The sequence below is a fragment of the Sporosarcina sp. ACRSL genome (assembly GCF_022346605.1).
In the GTDB taxonomy this organism is placed as follows: Bacteria; Bacillota; Bacilli; order Bacillales_A; family Planococcaceae; genus Sporosarcina.
On sequence record NZ_JAKRNT010000001.1, the window covers coordinates 535,959 to 552,622 of the forward strand.

14 protein-coding genes and 1 other RNA gene are annotated in these 16,664 nt (G+C 43.4%); 13 read left to right on the top strand and 2 right to left on the bottom strand.

Annotated features, from left to right (window positions below):
- Positions 1–29: 29 nt before the first annotated feature.
- From MHZ92_RS02870 to MHZ92_RS02895, 6 genes are read left to right on the top strand one after another with little or no spacing between them, the layout of a single operon-like run.
- The gene (locus MHZ92_RS02870) at positions 30–506 is read left to right on the top strand and encodes a cell wall elongation regulator TseB-like domain-containing protein (protein WP_239430009.1); all 477 of its coding nucleotides are present in this window, start codon (positions 30–32) and stop codon (positions 504–506) included.
- 36 nt (positions 507–542) lie between these two features.
- Positions 543–1,736 carry a pyridoxal phosphate-dependent aminotransferase gene (locus MHZ92_RS02875; protein WP_239430010.1) on the top strand — a complete coding sequence of 398 codons (1,194 nt, stop codon included), beginning with the start codon at positions 543–545 and terminating at the stop codon, positions 1,734–1,736.
- A 23-nt stretch (positions 1,737–1,759) separates the two neighbouring features.
- Entirely contained in the window at positions 1,760–3,055 is a 1,296-nt protein-coding gene (gene asnS, locus MHZ92_RS02880) for an asparagine--tRNA ligase (protein WP_239430011.1), read from the top strand.
- A 36-nt stretch (positions 3,056–3,091) separates the two neighbouring features.
- Complete coding sequence (locus MHZ92_RS02885; RefSeq protein WP_239430012.1) at positions 3,092–3,799, top strand: DnaD domain-containing protein; 708 nt, start codon at positions 3,092–3,094, stop codon at positions 3,797–3,799.
- Between the two features lie 10 nt (positions 3,800–3,809).
- Positions 3,810–4,460, top strand: coding sequence for an endonuclease III (gene nth / locus MHZ92_RS02890; RefSeq protein ID WP_239430013.1), 651 nt, complete (start codon positions 3,810–3,812; stop codon positions 4,458–4,460).
- A 7-nt stretch (positions 4,461–4,467) separates the two neighbouring features.
- Complete coding sequence (locus tag MHZ92_RS02895) at positions 4,468–4,797, top strand: YpoC family protein (RefSeq protein WP_239430014.1); 330 nt, start codon at positions 4,468–4,470, stop codon at positions 4,795–4,797.
- A gap of 42 nt (positions 4,798–4,839) precedes the next feature.
- On the opposite strand, the gene MHZ92_RS02900 is transcribed toward MHZ92_RS02895, so the two are convergent.
- The gene (locus MHZ92_RS02900; protein WP_239430015.1) at positions 4,840–7,500 is read right to left on the bottom strand and encodes a PBP1A family penicillin-binding protein; all 2,661 of its coding nucleotides are present in this window, start codon (positions 7,498–7,500) and stop codon (positions 4,840–4,842) included.
- 22 nt (positions 7,501–7,522) lie between these two features.
- Entirely contained in the window at positions 7,523–8,131 is a 609-nt protein-coding gene (recU, locus tag MHZ92_RS02905; protein WP_239430016.1) for a Holliday junction resolvase RecU, read from the bottom strand.
- Between the two features lie 174 nt (positions 8,132–8,305).
- Between recU and MHZ92_RS02910 the strand changes: the two genes are divergently transcribed.
- From MHZ92_RS02910 to MHZ92_RS02940, 7 genes are all read left to right on the top strand, one after another.
- Positions 8,306–8,674: a YppE family protein gene (locus MHZ92_RS02910; protein WP_239430017.1), complete on the top strand. Its 369-nt coding sequence runs from the start codon at positions 8,306–8,308 to the stop codon at positions 8,672–8,674.
- Entirely contained in the window at positions 8,674–10,953 is a 2,280-nt protein-coding gene (locus MHZ92_RS02915; protein WP_239430018.1) for a DEAD/DEAH box helicase, read from the top strand. Before MHZ92_RS02910 ends, MHZ92_RS02915 begins: the two co-directional genes overlap by 1 nt.
- Positions 10,943–12,211, top strand: coding sequence for a ribonuclease H-like domain-containing protein (locus MHZ92_RS02920; protein WP_239430019.1), 1,269 nt, complete (start codon positions 10,943–10,945; stop codon positions 12,209–12,211). The genes MHZ92_RS02915 and MHZ92_RS02920 overlap by 11 nt, the downstream gene beginning before the upstream one ends.
- Before the next feature lie 98 nt (positions 12,212–12,309).
- Positions 12,310–12,606 carry a cell division regulator GpsB gene (gpsB, locus tag MHZ92_RS02925; RefSeq protein WP_239430020.1) on the top strand — a complete coding sequence of 99 codons (297 nt, stop codon included), beginning with the start codon at positions 12,310–12,312 and terminating at the stop codon, positions 12,604–12,606.
- A gap of 75 nt (positions 12,607–12,681) precedes the next feature.
- Positions 12,682–13,067: RNase P RNA component class B (gene rnpB / locus MHZ92_RS02930), an RNA gene on the top strand.
- Between the two features lie 427 nt (positions 13,068–13,494).
- Positions 13,495–14,622, top strand: coding sequence for a THUMP domain-containing class I SAM-dependent RNA methyltransferase (locus MHZ92_RS02935; RefSeq protein ID WP_239430021.1), 1,128 nt, complete (start codon positions 13,495–13,497; stop codon positions 14,620–14,622).
- A gap of 67 nt (positions 14,623–14,689) precedes the next feature.
- A complete protein-coding gene (locus MHZ92_RS02940) occupies positions 14,690–16,606 on the top strand; it encodes an ATP-dependent DNA helicase (protein WP_239430022.1) in 1,917 nt (638 codons plus the stop codon).
- The last annotated feature ends 58 nt before the right edge of the window (positions 16,607–16,664 follow it).

A 16,664-nucleotide genomic window follows, 5' to 3' on the forward strand; every position in this document is an offset into this window, starting at 1 on the left:
CAGTTTGAATAGAGGAAGTGAGACTAATGATGAATTGGGTCAAATTCATCGCAGCTTTCCTTTTGGCATTATCACTTATCATTACTGTCATTGTTTTTTATAATGCCAATGCACCCTTTTCGGCCGCACAGCAAAAGGCGGAAGCGGATGCATTGAAATCTGGTGCCTTGCAATCCGTAGAGCGAACCGAAATCTACAATGGTACCAATTCGATGGTGACTGTTATTGGCAAAGACGACGAAGGAAATGATAAAGCGGTTTTCATCGAAGAGAAAACAGGAGAAATTCTCGATGAAGTGGCAATGAAAGATGGAATTGGAGCTCAAACTGCAATTGATACGGTCAAAGCGGAGCTGTCTGTAACGAAAATCCTCCATGTTTCCCTCGGTTTGGAAGAAGGTCATCCCGTCTGGGAAGTCGCATTTAAAAGCGAAAATGGCAAATTGAATTATGTTTATGTCTTTTTCGAAAACGGCGAATGGTGGAAGAGGATTTTAAATCTATAATAAGACAGATGTAAGGCATTAAAGGGAGTGATTCAATTGACAAAGAAGTTAGCGGCTAGAGTAAGTACATTATCACCGTCTACAACCCTTGCCATAACGGCCAAAGCAAAAGAGATGAAAGAGTCAGGAATTGACGTTATCGGTCTAGGGGCAGGGGAGCCTGATTACAATACACCGGATAACATCTTGGATGCTGCTTATCAATCGATGAAAGAAGGCAAGACGAAGTATACCCCTTCTGGTGGACTTCCCGCACTGAAAGATGCGATCATCTCAAAATTGAAAAACGATCAGCAGCTCGATTATTCAAGACAGGAAATTATGATCGGGATAGGTGCGAAACATGTTCTTTATACGCTGTTTCAAGTCCTACTTGACCCGGGAGATGAAGTGATCATTCCGACTCCCTATTGGGTGAGCTATCCTGAGCAAGTGAAGCTTGCTGGCGGCGCTCCCGTTTTCATCGAAAGTACAGCGGATTCTAGTTTTAAAGTGACCGCACACCAAATTAAGGAAGCAATCACTTCAAAAACGAAAGCTGTTATTATTAACTCCCCGGGTAATCCGACAGGAATGATCTATTCACGCGATGAGCTCCAACAAATAGCGGAAGTTTGTCAAGAGAAGGATATTTGGATCATTTCAGACGAGATTTATGAAAAATTGATATACGGTGGAGAGAAGCATATTTCAATTGCACAGCTTTCGGATGATGCGAAAAGTCGGACGTTTATCATTAATGGAGTTTCCAAATCACATTCGATGACTGGCTGGAGAATCGGATACATCGCAGGTGACGCTCAGGTTGTCGGAGCAATGACGAATTTGGCAAGTCATTCGACATCAAATCCGACGACGACATCACAATATGCGGCAATTGAAGCTTATGTTGGCCCTCAAGACGCAGTTGAAATTATGCGTAAAGATTTCGAGTCGAGACTCGAGCGTATTTATCCTCAACTAGCGGCCATTCCGGGCTTTACGGTCGTTAAACCACAAGGTGCTTTCTATTTGCTGCCCGAAGTTTCGGAAGCAATGAAAAAGACTGGTTTTACGAATGTGGATGAATTTGCATCTGCCTTGTTAACAGAAGCAAAAGTTGCAGTTATACCTGGTTCCGGTTTCGGTTCACCCAATACGATCCGATTGTCTTATGCGACATCAATCGAACAGCTTGAAGAAGCAGTGAAACGAATCCATTCATATGTAGAAGCGAACTGGAAAGAATAATAGTCATACTCACGGAGGTACTTATGAAAACAATTATGATTCACGAAATGCCCGATCACGTAGGTGAAACTGTCAGGATCGGAGCTTGGCTAGCAAATAAAAGATCAAGCGGTAAAATCGCTTTCCTACAACTTCGCGATGGATCAGGTTTTGTCCAAGGCGTTGTCGTCAAGGAAGTTGTTGGGGAAGATGTATTCGCGAAAGCGAAATCAATCAATCAGGAATCGTCTCTTTACGTCACTGCAGAAGTGACAGAAGACGAACGTTCTTCATTCGGAGTCGAACTGCAAGTGAAAGATATTGAAATTATTCACGAGGCGGTTGATTACCCAATTACTCCAAAAGAGCATGGAACTGAATTCCTAATGGATAACCGTCATTTGTGGTTACGGTCCCGCAAACAGCATGCAGTCATGAAAATTCGGAATGAAATCATCCGCTCCACATATGAATTTTTCCATATGAATGGTTTTGTTAAAATAGATCCTCCAATATTGACGGGCTCTTCACCTGAAGGAACTACCGAACTATTCCACACGAAATACTTCGATGAAGACGCTTATTTATCCCAATCTGGGCAACTCTACATGGAAGCTGCAGCAATGGCTCTTGGGAAAGTGTTTTCCTTCGGACCGACATTCCGTGCAGAAAAGTCGAAAACACGCCGTCATTTAATTGAATTCTGGATGATTGAACCGGAAATGGCGTTCGTGCAACACGAGGAAAGCTTGGAAATCCAAGAGCAATATGTATCGCATATCGTGCAGTCTGTTTTGCAAAACTGCCCATTAGAGTTGGAGCGACTTGGCAGGGACGTTTCGAAACTAGAAAAAATCCAGGCTCCATTCCCACGAATCACTTATGATGATGCTATTAAATTCCTTCACGAGAAAGGCTTTGATGATATCGAGTGGGGAGATGATTTCGGTGCTCCGCACGAAACAGCGATTGCCGAAAGCTTTGATATGCCTGTATTCATTGTTAATTATCCTAAAGATATTAAATCATTCTATATGCAGCCACACCCAGATCGAGACGATGTCGTCCTATGCGCTGATTTGATTGCCCCTGAAGGATACGGGGAAATTATCGGCGGTTCAGAACGCATTTATGATTATGAATTGATGAAGCAACGGATCCAAGAGCATAATCTCGATGAATCTGCCTATGAATGGTATTTGGAGTTAAGTAAATATGGAGCTGTTCCACATTCAGGCTTTGGTCTTGGTTTGGAACGGACAGTGGCATGGATTTCCGGAGTTGAACACGTCCGGGAAACGATTCCATTCCCTCGTCTTTTGAATCGTCTATATCCTTAAAACACATGAATTCTTATAAATAGTGAGGTGTTCGGCATGCATGATGAAGAACGGCTCCAAATTTGGATTAAGCAGGGAAATGTCACCATTTCCCAGCTTTTTTTTCAGCACTATAAAGCTTTAGATATAAAAGATGTCGATGCAATGCTTCTACTCCATATGTTTGCATTCCAGACGGAAGGCTCACAATTTCCAACACCTTCTGATCTAGCAGCACGTATGCATCTATCTGAGAACCAAGTGTCAGAAATTCTCCAACGTCTCATGCAACGAGGCTTATTGGAGATCCAGCAGAGTCAGGATGAAAACGGGGTACTGTACGAACAATTTTCGATGCTGCCTTTATGGAATCGGCTTGTAAACATCGTTTTAGCTGAAAAGAACGTAAAGGAAGAGCAGAAGGAAAAAGATGAAGAAGGAGAAATCTTCACATTGTTTGAACAAGAGTTCGGCCGTCTATTATCTCCAATGGAATGTGAAACGATTACAATGTGGTTGGATGAAGATGGACATGCTGTCCAAATTATTAGGGCTGCATTGAAAGAGGCTGTTCTTGCGCAAAAACTAAGTTTACGCTATATTGACCGTATTTTGTTTGAATGGAAGAAAAAAAGAGTGAAAACGTTGAATGATGTTGAGAAGCAATCTAAATCATTTAGGACAGCAATAATGCGTCCAGCTCAAAATCAGGAATCCGTCGTTAAAAAGGTTCCTTTTTATAATTGGCTGGAAGAACGGGAATAGGTGATAGTCTATGTTGACGAAGAAACAATGGGAAATCTGTCTCGAAGAATTCGGCAGGATGTTTCCAGATGCTCATTGTGAATTGGTGCACGACAACGCTTTTGAGCTGCTTGTCGCCACATTACTCTCCGCTCAATGTACAGATGTACTTGTGAACCGAGTGACCGCGGATTTATTCAAAAAATATAAAAAACCCGAAGACTATTTGGCAGTAGATATCGAGGAGCTACAAAATGATATTCGTTCAATTGGCTTATATCGAAATAAGGCAAAAAACATTCAAGCATTGAGCGCTCTTCTAATTGAAAAATTTGACGGTGAGGTACCAGCCGACCGGGATACGCTCACTACTTTTCCTGGTGTCGGCAGGAAAACGGCAAATGTCGTCGTTTCCAACGCATTCGGTATCCCAGCAATGGCCGTTGACACGCATGTTGAGCGTGTTGCGAAACGGCTCGGCATGAATCGATGGAAAGACACACCTCTCATGGTCGAAGAAAAAATCATGAGATGGACGCCTATGGAAAAATGGACGGACACACACCATCAAATCATTTTCTTTGGACGATATCATTGCAAAGCCCAAAATCCTGCTTGCCCTGAATGTCCACTGCTACCGTTGTGCAGGGAAGGTAAGAAGCGGATGAAAGGCATTGCGTAATCCGAACATGGATAGAAAAGAAATGCTTTATTCTTTCTGGAACAACTGGTTAGACTTGAAAGAGGAGATTGAGGGAGCTTATAAGCGTAAAGACCCTGCCGTTTCGATCATGATGGAAACGGCTATAGAAAATTACTTGATGATGCTTGAATTATTTTTACTTGTCAATCCTTCCGATTCATCCAGTTCGAGATTTTCAATTGAACCTTTGAATGGAAAAGAGCGGCTTGAATTCATTCGCGGCAAGATAGCCGGGCATTATGCGTACGTTCAATTGGATGCTTTATATACGGAAGCAATGAAAAAAGCGGTGAGCCGATTGGCAATGAAAAAATAAAAAGCCTGAAGGGATTATTCCTATCCCTTCAGGCTTTTTTGATTAGCTATTGCTTCCGTCATCGGTACCGCTGTCAGCACCGTCATTTCCACCGGTACCAGGGTCGGTTGTTTCATCACCTGGATTGTCGGAACCGTCATCAGTAGATTCATCTCTTCCGTTGTTTCCACCATTATTCCCGTTGTTTCCATTATTACCGCTGTTTCCGTTGTTGCCGTTATTTCCATTGTTCCAGTTTCCATTGTTATTCCCGTTATTGTTTTGATCATCGCCGTCACTATTATTTTCACTTCCGTCATCCATCCAAGAGTCATCTTCATTCTGATCTTCAATGAGCAGGGAAGTGGAGGCAGGACTGCTTTGGATTTCTCCTGAAATCGCTGTAACATAGAAGACGTAAGTGCGACCGATTTCTACTCCGGAGAATGTAACAGCATGCTCGGAAGTCGTCGTCATGCTCTGTGGCTCGCTGCCGTCTACTGCGACGGAAACATTGAACTGTACTGGCTCAGGAAGAAGATACTCATCAGGATTGTCGTATGACCAATTCAATGAGACTGAGTTCGTCGCTTCGTCATATTGAGCAGATAATCCGCTTGGCGCTTCCAGTTCAGTAATATACTCTTCATCCATTTCTGTTGGCACAGTTCCTCTAACAAATAGTTCTGTGCTCTTCAGCGCATCAGGTGTTGAATTGCTCGCGAGAATCGGAGGGTTTGAGCCCTTCACGATGACCGCCTCTTCAACAGAGCTCGGTTGCTTAAACCGTGGAGTAGTCTTTCCTGCAACCAGATCGGTCATGACATTCCTGAAGAGGATTTGTGGCACATATCGGCCGCGATCATATGTTGTAATCGGGGTTTTAAAGTCTTTATAGCCGCCCCAAACGGAAATTGTATATTCTGTCGTATAACCGGTGAACCAGCTATCCGGTACATCGGTATTTTTCATTCCTCTTTCGTTCATCGTTTTTGCATCATAGTTTGTTGTACCTGTCTTACCGGCCATATCCAGTCCGGATACGCCCGCCGTTTTCCCGGTTCCATAAGAGATGACATCACGTAAAATATCAGTCACCATATAGGCGGTGGAATCCTTCATGACAGTTACAGGATCTGGTGCCAAGCTACGCTCGGTTTTTCCATCACGGAAAATGATTTTCTTGACGGCATGAGGTTTCGTATAAATGCCGCCATTGCCGAACGGAGCAAAGGCGCCTGCCATTTCAATTGTAGAGAATTGATATTCCCCTCCGCCGATAGCAAGCGTGGAAGTCATATCTCCATATTTCAGCCCAAGCTTTCCTGCAAATTCACGGGCCCGTTTCGTTCCAACCTCCTCGAATACTTTGATGGCTGGAATATTTCTCGAACGGTACAAAGCTTCCCTTGCCGTAATCGGTCCAAGGTATTTCCCGTCAACGTTACGAATCGAAATATCGGTGCCTTTGTACTTATAAGGTTCATCGACAACAACATGTGCAGTTGACCAGCTTTCATGTTCGATAATCGGACCGTATGACAAAATTGGTTTTATAACCGAACCTGGTTGTCTAGGGTTATCACCGGAAGCGAAGTTCAAATTACGCCCAGTGTAATTCCGTCCACCACCGATCGCAACGATTTCACCTGTTTTCGTATCAAGGACAGTCATACCAGCCTGCATTTCATCTGATTCATAAATCGGAGAATTAATCGCTTTTTCAACCGATTGCTGGGCTGCAGGGTCAAGTGCTGTTTGAATGGTCACTCCTTCTGAAAGGACGTCCATCATACCAGCCTCTTCCAATTCATCCAGCACGATATCGACATAAGCTTGATATTTTGTGTTCTTATTTTCTTGACGTCTTTCCTCAGGAAGTAATGTTTCTGTCACAGGAATGGCTTTGGCCTTTTCCATCTGTTCCTTAGTTATTTTATCATGTTTGTACATAAGACTAAGCACGGTATTCCGACGTTGTTCAGCCCGCTCAGGGTTTTTAAACGGATTGTATCTGTTCGGGGATTGGGGCATTCCAGCCAACAACGCCATTTCATGCAACTCGAGTTCATCGAGTTCTTTACCATAGAAATCTTTTGCAGCTGTTCCAATTCCATAAATGTTTCCTGACATGAGGATTTTATTGAAATACATCTCAAAAATCTCATCTTTTTCATATTCCTGTTCCAGCTTGAACGCAAGCCATGCTTCTTGAGCTTTTCTCTTCAACGTCTTTTCATTCGAAAGAAAGGAGTTCTTTATGACTTGCTGTGTGAGGGTGGAAGCTCCTTGTGAGCCGAATCCACTACGGAAGTTTGCTAAGACAGCACCGCCCAAACGCCAGAAATCCATACCGTGGTGTTTATAGAAACGGACGTCCTCGGTTGCAAGTACGGCGTCTTTCATTAGCTGTGGTATCTCCTCGTAAGGGACGAACTCTCGTTTTTCCGCACCAAATTTCATAAATACATTTCCATTACGATCGACAAAATTAGACGTAAGCGGATCTTTCAAAAGGCTTTCATCTAAATCGGGTGCACTACTTGCATAGAAAGCAAAAAGCCCAGCTCCGCCAATCAATACCGCAACGCCTAATGCAATGGTGGCAAGGATAATTTTTTTGATGATATTGCCACCAGTCTTCTTCTTTTTATTTTTTCCGCGCTTTCTCTCCGTCTCCATTTGTTGGCGACGTGCTGCACGGGATTTAGTTTGATCACTCATATGTTTACCTGCCTTTCAATCGTTAGTAAGGTTTCTTCCAATGTGAATCCAAAGCAGCTAAATAATCAAGCCGTGGATTGAAACCTGCATGAATTTCTATGGATATCTCTTCCATTTCAGAGAGTGTAATAGATTTCCTTCCGCCTGCTATCATTCTTTCCCACTTTTTTTCGAAATACTCATAGGGAACTATAAAATAGCGGTCAAGAACTGTGAATTTGACTAATAGAAAAGCAATCCCCGCTTGCTCAGTCACTCTTTTCATATGCTCGACCTGATGCTCATGGATGTTTTGTAACGGGAATGAGGTCGTATTCTTTGTTTCCTTCGCTTCAAAATCAATGTATCTTCCATTCCAGACTCCATTATAGTCGGTAGTGGAAGGTGATCTGAAGTATGCTTCGGTTATAACAGCTGCGCTTCTGGCAGGATATTTCACATGTACGATTTGGATAGGGACCGGCTTTTTATGGATGACTGCTTTATTGTTGGCCAAATAATATTCATTTGTTTCATTTAGTTCATCCTCTAATGTTTTCCCACGGTTGCTAAATGAAAGGTTTTTTTTATTCACTCGCGTTGAGCGTTGTGCCGGAACGTATTTTTTTCCGTTTGGGTATCGAATTGTCATGCCTACCACCTCGCAATTCCTATCATACCATAATGATTGGACGGATTATCGCTGTAAAAGTTCCATAAAAATTGATAGGTAACATGTGCCAAGGAATGCACGTTCGTTAGGACTTGGTGTCCACGTGCAGTATTTGATAGACTATAGGAAAGACTTCGGAGAGGAAGAGATCGCTTGTTAACCTTAATAGAGAAAACGGAACAGCTCCTTTCTGTATGTGAAGAGTGCTTGAATAGACTGCCAGCCATGCGTGAATTGGATCGGGAGCCCGATTTTTTTTCAGAAGTGAAACCATATGCAGATACAAACCATAGATTGCTTGACGACTGGACCGAGGAAATTAGAATGTGGATTCAGAATGAAAAGCCGAAGTATATCCATCTTCATCAAATTGAATTGTTAAACGATTCGATGAAACAATTCATTGTACAATCTTTTTACGCGAAGACAGGGAAGAAACGTTTTGTCCTTTCCATCAATTCCGCGACATACACATTGAGAACAGTTTTAGATGAATTGCGAAGTGAAGGAGGGGAGCATTGATGATAAAGACAAGCGTTCGGGAAACTGTTGATCGTATTTTATCCGACTCTGAACTATCTCCCAATATACGTCACTATGAAAAGATTGAAGGGAAATCTGCCGTATATGCCCCGTTTCCGGAACAACTTCATCCTTCCATTGTGAAGGCGTTAGCGGAAAAAGGTATTGAACGCTTATACAGTCATCAGCGAGAAGCATTCGATTTTGCGACAACAGGAAATTCAATAACAGCTGTAACGCCTACTGCTTCCGGGAAATCACTATGCTATCACTTGCCTGTCTTGCAAAGTATTTTAGAGGATGATTCATCACGTGCACTTTATCTGTTTCCAACGAAAGCACTCGCACAAGATCAGTTGGCAGATTTACATGAATTAATAGAAGCGAGCGGTGAAACAATTCTAAGCTACACATATGATGGTGATACAGCCCCTGGACTGCGTACGAAAGTGCGGAAATCAGGGCATATCGTTTTGACCAACCCCGATATGCTGCATTCCGGCATCTTGCCACATCATACGAAATGGGTATCCTTATTCGAAAATTTGAAGTATATCATCGTAGACGAATTGCATACGTATAAAGGAGTTTTCGGAAGCCATGTTGCACATGTTTTGAGAAGATTGAAGCGCATTTGCAATTATTATGGATGCGACCCGACTTTCATCTGTACATCCGCAACAATTGCAAATCCGAAAGAGCTTGCCGAGACGTTGACAAATACTCCAATGCGTCTCATCTCCAATAACGGTGCTCCTTCAGGAGTTAAGCATTTTATTTTCTATAATCCACCGGTCGTCCATAAGACGTTTGGCATCCGGCGCAGCGCAATTCTTGAAGTGCGGGATATCGCTTCATTCTTATACCGGGAGGGCATCCAAACGATCATCTTTGCAAAAAGCAGAGTGCGCGTCGAGATGCTAGTTACGTATATGAAGGAATTGACGAAGAAAAAACTGTTTGACGAGACGATCATGGGCTATCGTGGCGGCTATTTACCATCCGAAAGACGAAAAATCGAAAAAAGGTTGCGGGACGGTGAAATTAGAACGGTCGTCAGCACGAACGCACTAGAGCTAGGAATTGATATCGGCCAATTACAAGCTTGTATTATGACCGGTTACCCTGGAAATATCGCTAGCGCGTATCAACAGGCTGGCAGAGCAGGAAGAAGACAGGATGACGCTTTAATCATTTACGTTGCACAATCGATGGCGCTCGACCAATACATTATCGAACATCCTGAATACTTGTTGGGACAAACACCTGAAGAAGCTCGTATTCATCCAGATAATATGCTTATCCTGATGGATCATTTGAAATGTGCATCATTTGAATTGCCCTTTACGATGACGGAAACATATGGGGAGTTCGAAGTACAGGAACTGCTTGCCTTTTTGGAGAGCGAGGGCGTACTTGTCAAAACGTCCGATAAGTGGCATTGGATGACGGACAGATTCCCCGCAAGCGAAATCAGTTTACGCTCCGCTTCACAGGAAAATGTCGTCATTATCGACAAAACGATTCCGAAAGGGACAGTCGTAATCGGTGAGATGGATCGATATAGTGCCATGACGTTGTTGCACGAAGAGGCGATCTATATCCATCAAGGGAAGCAATATCAAGTCGAGATGCTAGATTGGGAAGAAAAAAAGGCGTACGTGACAGAAGTAGACGTAGATTATTATACCGATGCTAATTTAGCGGTTGAATTGAAAGTGATTAGTGAAGATGATTTCAAGCATGTAGGGGATGCTTCTGTCGCTTACGGAGATATTGCAGTGTTGGCGATTCCTACTATTTTCAAGAAGATCCGTTTCGATACGCACGACAATATCGGATCCGGTCCAATTTCGCTGCCCGCAGAGGAGCTGCATACTTCATCGACTTGGTATTCGTTCGACACACCGGTCGGGTGGAAGGAATCCGATTTGACGGATGCGCTGACAGGCGCTGCATATGCAATTCAATCATTCATTCCGTTATTTGTGCGATGTGATCGGTCGGATATCCATGTCGTCCCACAAGTGAAGGCGATTCATACAGGAAAACCAACACTGTTCATATATGACAGTTATCCTGGAGGCATTGGCTTAAGTGAGAAGATTTTTAGTCGTTGGGATGAATTACTACGAAAGGCTGCCGAACATGTACGCGGTTGCCATTGTGAAAACGGATGTCCCGTCTGTATAGGCGCGCAGGAAGAAGGAATCCGGATGAAACAGGATGTCATAACCCTTCTGCAAGCTCTTGTTGGGGGGAAAACCGATGTCATATGAAGCTAAAATGATGGCTATGAAGAAGCTATTGAAAAAGAAAGCTCCTGAAGCCGAAAAAAAAGCTAATGATTCACCGAAACGTCAAACGCCACCACCCCCGCCTTATGAAAAAAAATGGCTCGCTGCGGGATTAACAAAAGAGGAAAATGAATACGGCGTCGTCTATAAGCGGACAGTCGTCTATGAACCGCACCATCAACATGGGAAGTACACACTTTCCGGGTTATTGGATACAGTGGAAAGATGGCGCGAGTCTCAGGAAATACATCCCCTCGCCCCGGACTTTAAACAGCCACTCGTTTTTTTTGATACAGAGACAACTGGACTAAAAGGCACCGGCACACTCATCTTTCTTATGGGCTTTATTGAATATACGGAAGATGCATTTACATTGACGCAATATGTATTGCCTGGACCGGATCACGAAGCCGCATTCTTGTATGCTTCAAAACTATGGAAAACACCGATGTCGATTGTCATGTATAATGGAAAGAGTTTCGATATGCCACAAGTACAAACGAGATGGACTATGAACAAGGATTCCTTACCTAAGTTGCTGAAGCATACGGAAATCGATCTGCTACATGGATCGAAAAGAATTTGGAAAAATGAAATGGATACATTCAAATTGACTGCAGTCGAGGAAGAGCAGCTCGGTTTTTACCGTGAAGGTGATATTCCCGGCCACATGGCGCCAATTATTTATCAGGACGCTGTAAAAAACGGTCGAGCTGAATTGCTCATGAAAGTCCTACTTCATAATGAATGGGATATTCTTTCCCTTGTCACTCTTTATATTCGTTCAACGGACCTTCTATTGCAAGGTGATGCGTTTTCATCCGCGAATGCGCAAACGAATATTGGGAAATGGTATACGGATTTGAAATCTTTTAGCCGCAGTAAAGATGTCCTCATGGATGTCATTGCAGAATACGGGACTGAGGAGCCGAGGGCACATTTTCATATCGGATTCCTTTTGAAGAAGGAAGGACGGTATACAGAAGCAATTGAATCATTTACAATTGCCGCTGCCGGTTTGAAAGGAAGAGAAAGAATCATTGCCTTTGAGGAATTAGCGAAGCTGTTCGAACATAAAATGAAGGAGCCGAAAAAAGCTCTTCATTATACAAAAGAGGCGATTCGGTATTTGAAGCACGAAACAGATGTGACAAACCGTTTCAAAGCCCGAATGGGAAATGAATTCACTCATAGGGAAATAAGATTGCAAAAGAAGCTATTTCCCGGGGAAGCGCAGTAACCGACAAAATCCGGCTTTACCGGCAAAATAGTAAGACAAGGTTGTACAAAATATGCTATACTTGCGACATGTAAACATTGATGGAAGGGCGTCATTTTATGGAAATAAAACTTGATTCGAAAACAATTCTTGAAAAAGAGTTCAAAACAGGTTTACGCGGGTATAATCAAGAAGACGTAGATCTTTTTCTCGATCAGGTCATTCAGGATTACGAAGCGTTTAAGAAAATAATTTCTGAATTGCGAATGGAAAATGAAAAGCTGAAGGATGAACTCGCTTCTGCGGCCAAACGTCCAGTTACAACGAATGCAAATACAACAAACTTTGATTTGTTGAAACGGATTTCCAATTTGGAAAAGCACGTATTCGGCAGCAAACTGTACGATCACGAATAAGTGGGTCCGTTGATTACTTCAAAGAAATCATTGATTTTTGTCGAAAAATGAAGTATACTAATAAGACCATAGCGTGAATTCAGGTAATCGCTGCAACGTCAAGTTGTAGAGGAAAGTCCATGCTCGCACGGTTCTGAGATGACCGTAGTGTTCGTGCTCGGCGAAAAAATAAGCCGGGGCTTTGCGCAATGCGCATTGACGGCGGGGATAAATCCTAAGTGTGCGTCGCACATATGGATGAGGTCCCCTGAAAAGTGCCACAGTGACGTAGCTAATCCGGAAACGGATTAGATGGAACGCGGTAAACCCCACGAGCGAGAAACCCAAATTATGGTAGGGGCACTCTTCTGAAGGAATTGAACAGATGAAGGGACAGACAATGTCTGTAGATAGATGATTACCACCCTAAGTACGAGGCGCAAGCCGTTTGAGTACACGGGAACAAAACATGGCTTATCGAATTTACGATGGTTACAACACATAACAATCAATGCTCTCCTTCACGTTTGGAGAGCATTTCTTCATTGTTGGGGAAATTAATTGATAATAATCACACAGACTACATAAAAGTATGCAACTTGTAGGGGTTAAAGATTAAGGATTACGTCTAGGATTGAAGCGAAAGGCGGCGACTCCTGCGAACGCCGTCACGAAGAACGGCGTTTGCGAGTAAAAGCGTAGCGTTACGAGCACATCTTGAACTAGCCGTCACGCAGAACGGCGTTTGCGAGCAGGCTGCGAGCAGGCTGCCTTAATTTCTGCAAAGAGCGCAGAAATTAAGGCAAATCGAACCCTTCGCTGTTCGATTGGCTCAGCGCTCGCCCGCGGAAAGCGTCCGCCTGTAGCGGAAATCCGGGTATCCCATCCTAGAATTGGAGTTGAAACTACATGACGAACTATAAATTAGTCGCCACATCCGCCATGGGGCTCGAATCAATCGTTGCGGATGAAGTGAAAGAACTGGGCTTCGAGACGAAAACCGACAACGGAAAAATCTACTTTGAAGGCGACGAAACAGCAATTGCCAAAACAAATATGTGGCTACGGGTTGCGGATCGAGTCCGTATCATCGTCGGCGAATTCACGGCCACAACATTCGATGAACTTTTTGAACAGACGAAGTCCCTTCCGTGGGAACAATACTTGCCAGTCGATGCAAAATTCCCAGTCGCAGGAAAATCGGTAAAATCTACTTTATACAGCACTCCCGATTGCCAGGCCATTGTGAAAAAAGCAATCGTGGAACGACTAAAATCGGCTTATGGCCGTATCGGATTTTTAGACGAAACAGGACCTCTATTTAAACTAGAAGTATCCATATTAAAGGATAAAGTAACGTTGACGATCGATTCGAGCGGTGCGGGCTTGCATAAGCGTGGCTATCGAGTCGGACAGGGGGAAGCACCGCTCAAGGAGACAATGGCTGCTGCCCTCGTCAAATTGACACGTTGGAATCCTGATCGGCCGTTTGTCGATCCGTTTTGTGGGTCAGGTACAATCGCAATTGAAGCCGCAATGATCGGCCAGCAAATAGCGCCCGGCTATAACCGTGATTTCAGCAGCGAGCAATGGCCATGGTTGAAGCAGTCCATCTGGGACCGGATCAGGGAAGAGGCTGAAGACCTTGCAAATTATGATCAACCGCTTGACATTACAGGATTCGATGTAGACCCTCGGATGATCAAAGTTGCCCAGCAAAATGCGGTTGAAGCAGGCTTCATGGATTTGATCCATTTCGAGCAACGGGATGTTAGAAATTTGACCGTCGAAGGTTTGAACGGTGTTCTTGTCGGCAATCCTCCTTATGGAGAACGTCTAGGAGAAATCGAAGAAGCTGAGGAACTTGCCCGGGTCATCGGCCATATAATGGAAAGGTATCCTTCATGGTCCGTCTACATGCTCTCTTCATTGGAAAACTTTGAGACAATGTATGGAAGAAAAGCTACAAAAAAAAGAAAATTGTTTAACGGATTTATTCGAACGGACTTTTATCAATATTGGGGTCAACGTGTATAAGACCTAACTAGACGGAAGAGGTTCTACCTCTTCCGTTTCCATGTGCAAAAATGAAAGGGGAGCGCAAATGAAAAGAAAGATGCCATTTTCATTGACAAAAGAAAAATCATTTTATGAATCCTTAAATGACTGGATTGGCGATACATTATATGACGATTTAACAGAAAAGGGATTCGAATGCAGAGACGAACAAATCTATATGGCATTTCAAATTGAACAAGCGCTGAAAGAGAAGAAAGTCCTTCTCGCGGAAGCTGGTGTCGGGACAGGAAAGACGATCGCATATCTATTGCCCGCGATTGCCTATGCGAGATACACGGGAAAACCGGCCCTCATTTCTTGTGCGGATGAAACGTTAATTGATCAGCTTGTCAAAGAAGAAGGAGATATACGCAAAATAAGCGATGCCCTCCAAATTGATATTGACGTCCGACTCGCCAAAGCGAGGGATCAATATTTATGTCTGAAAAGGTTAGATGAAGCTGTAGATGCCTCGACAGAAGACTTTGCGGAAAATGTACAGAGAGGCTTGCCAGACTTTGTCCACGGCAATGCATCACTACAATCGATCTTCCCATATGGGGAACGTTCGGATTATCCTTATTTGAACGATGAGCAATGGAAAATGATGAATTTCCATCCTGTCCAACAATGTGCAGCTTGTGATATACGAAATCGATGTGGGCAGACGATTCACCGGAATCATTATCGCGAAGCGGCTGACTTGATCATTTGCTCACATGATTTCTATATGGAACATATTTGGACGAAAGAATCGCGGAAGCGTCAAGGTCAAATGCCACTTCTTCCTGAAGTATCAATGATCGTGTTTGATGAAGGGCATCTCCTTGAATATTCTGCCCAGCGTGCACTCACGTACGAAGTCCAAAATAATACGTTGCTGAATTTACTTGAAAGAATCATGGTAGACGGTGTCCGGGAAGAGACGTTGCAATTGATGGAGCGCTTAATAGATATCCATGAACATTTCTTCCGTCTTCTGCGTACAGCAACGAAAGATAATGAGGATGAGCGAAAAGCGATCCGCAAAAACGGGGAAATCCTTTCCGCTGGAAGAGAAGCAATATCCATCTCAACCTCTTTACTGGAAGAGTTCGTATTTGAAGGTGAATTGTATATCATTCCCGAATATGAGTTAAAAATGGTTGAGGAGTATTTGGAACAATATATTTATTCCATGGAACTATTTGTGTCTGAAAATGACGCAGTCGACTGGCTTGAAGATACCGAAGACGGCATGACGCTCATTATTATGCCTCGCCTCGTCACTGATATATTGAAAGAGAAGCTATTTTCTTCCAATATTCCAATCGTCTTTTCATCTGCAACTCTATCGGTCGCTCAAGATTTTTCGTATTTATTGGATAGTCTTGGCATCGAGGATTTTCTCTCGTTTTCAGTGGAATCGCCTTTCGATTATGAAGAAAAGATGGAAGTCATCGTGGCCGATTTGGATGAAGGAGGAAAACCGGGATTTGTTCTGGAACTGTTGGAGGATCCGCAACAAACATTGTTGCTGTTCAAATCGGAACAGTCGATGAAGAGATTTATGGCGGAATTAAACGAAGAGCAGAGAAAAGGAATCGCTTTTGAGGGAGAACGTGAACTGTCATCGATCATTCGAGATTTCCAGCAGAAAGAAATTCCAGTCCTTTGCTCGTATCATTTATGGGAAGGGCTTGATATTCCTCAAGACGCGCTAACTCGGGTCATCATTTACGATCTGCCATTCCCACCCCACGATCCGCTATTCGACGCGCGTAGGAAGCATGCAGAAAATCCGTTTGAGGAAGTGGAATTGCCGTTTATGCTCCTACGATTAAGGCAAGGTGCCGGGCGTCTCATCCGGACATCAGAAGATTCGGGGACTGTTCATATCCTTTTGGAAGGTTTCGAGCAGGAAATGAAGGATCTCATTTCAGGGGTTTTTCCTGTGGAAGTCCAGACATTCGTTAAAAAATAACTATGATAAGCTGTCTTTAAGTGGGGAAACTCGATTAAAGACAGCTTTTACTTTTTAC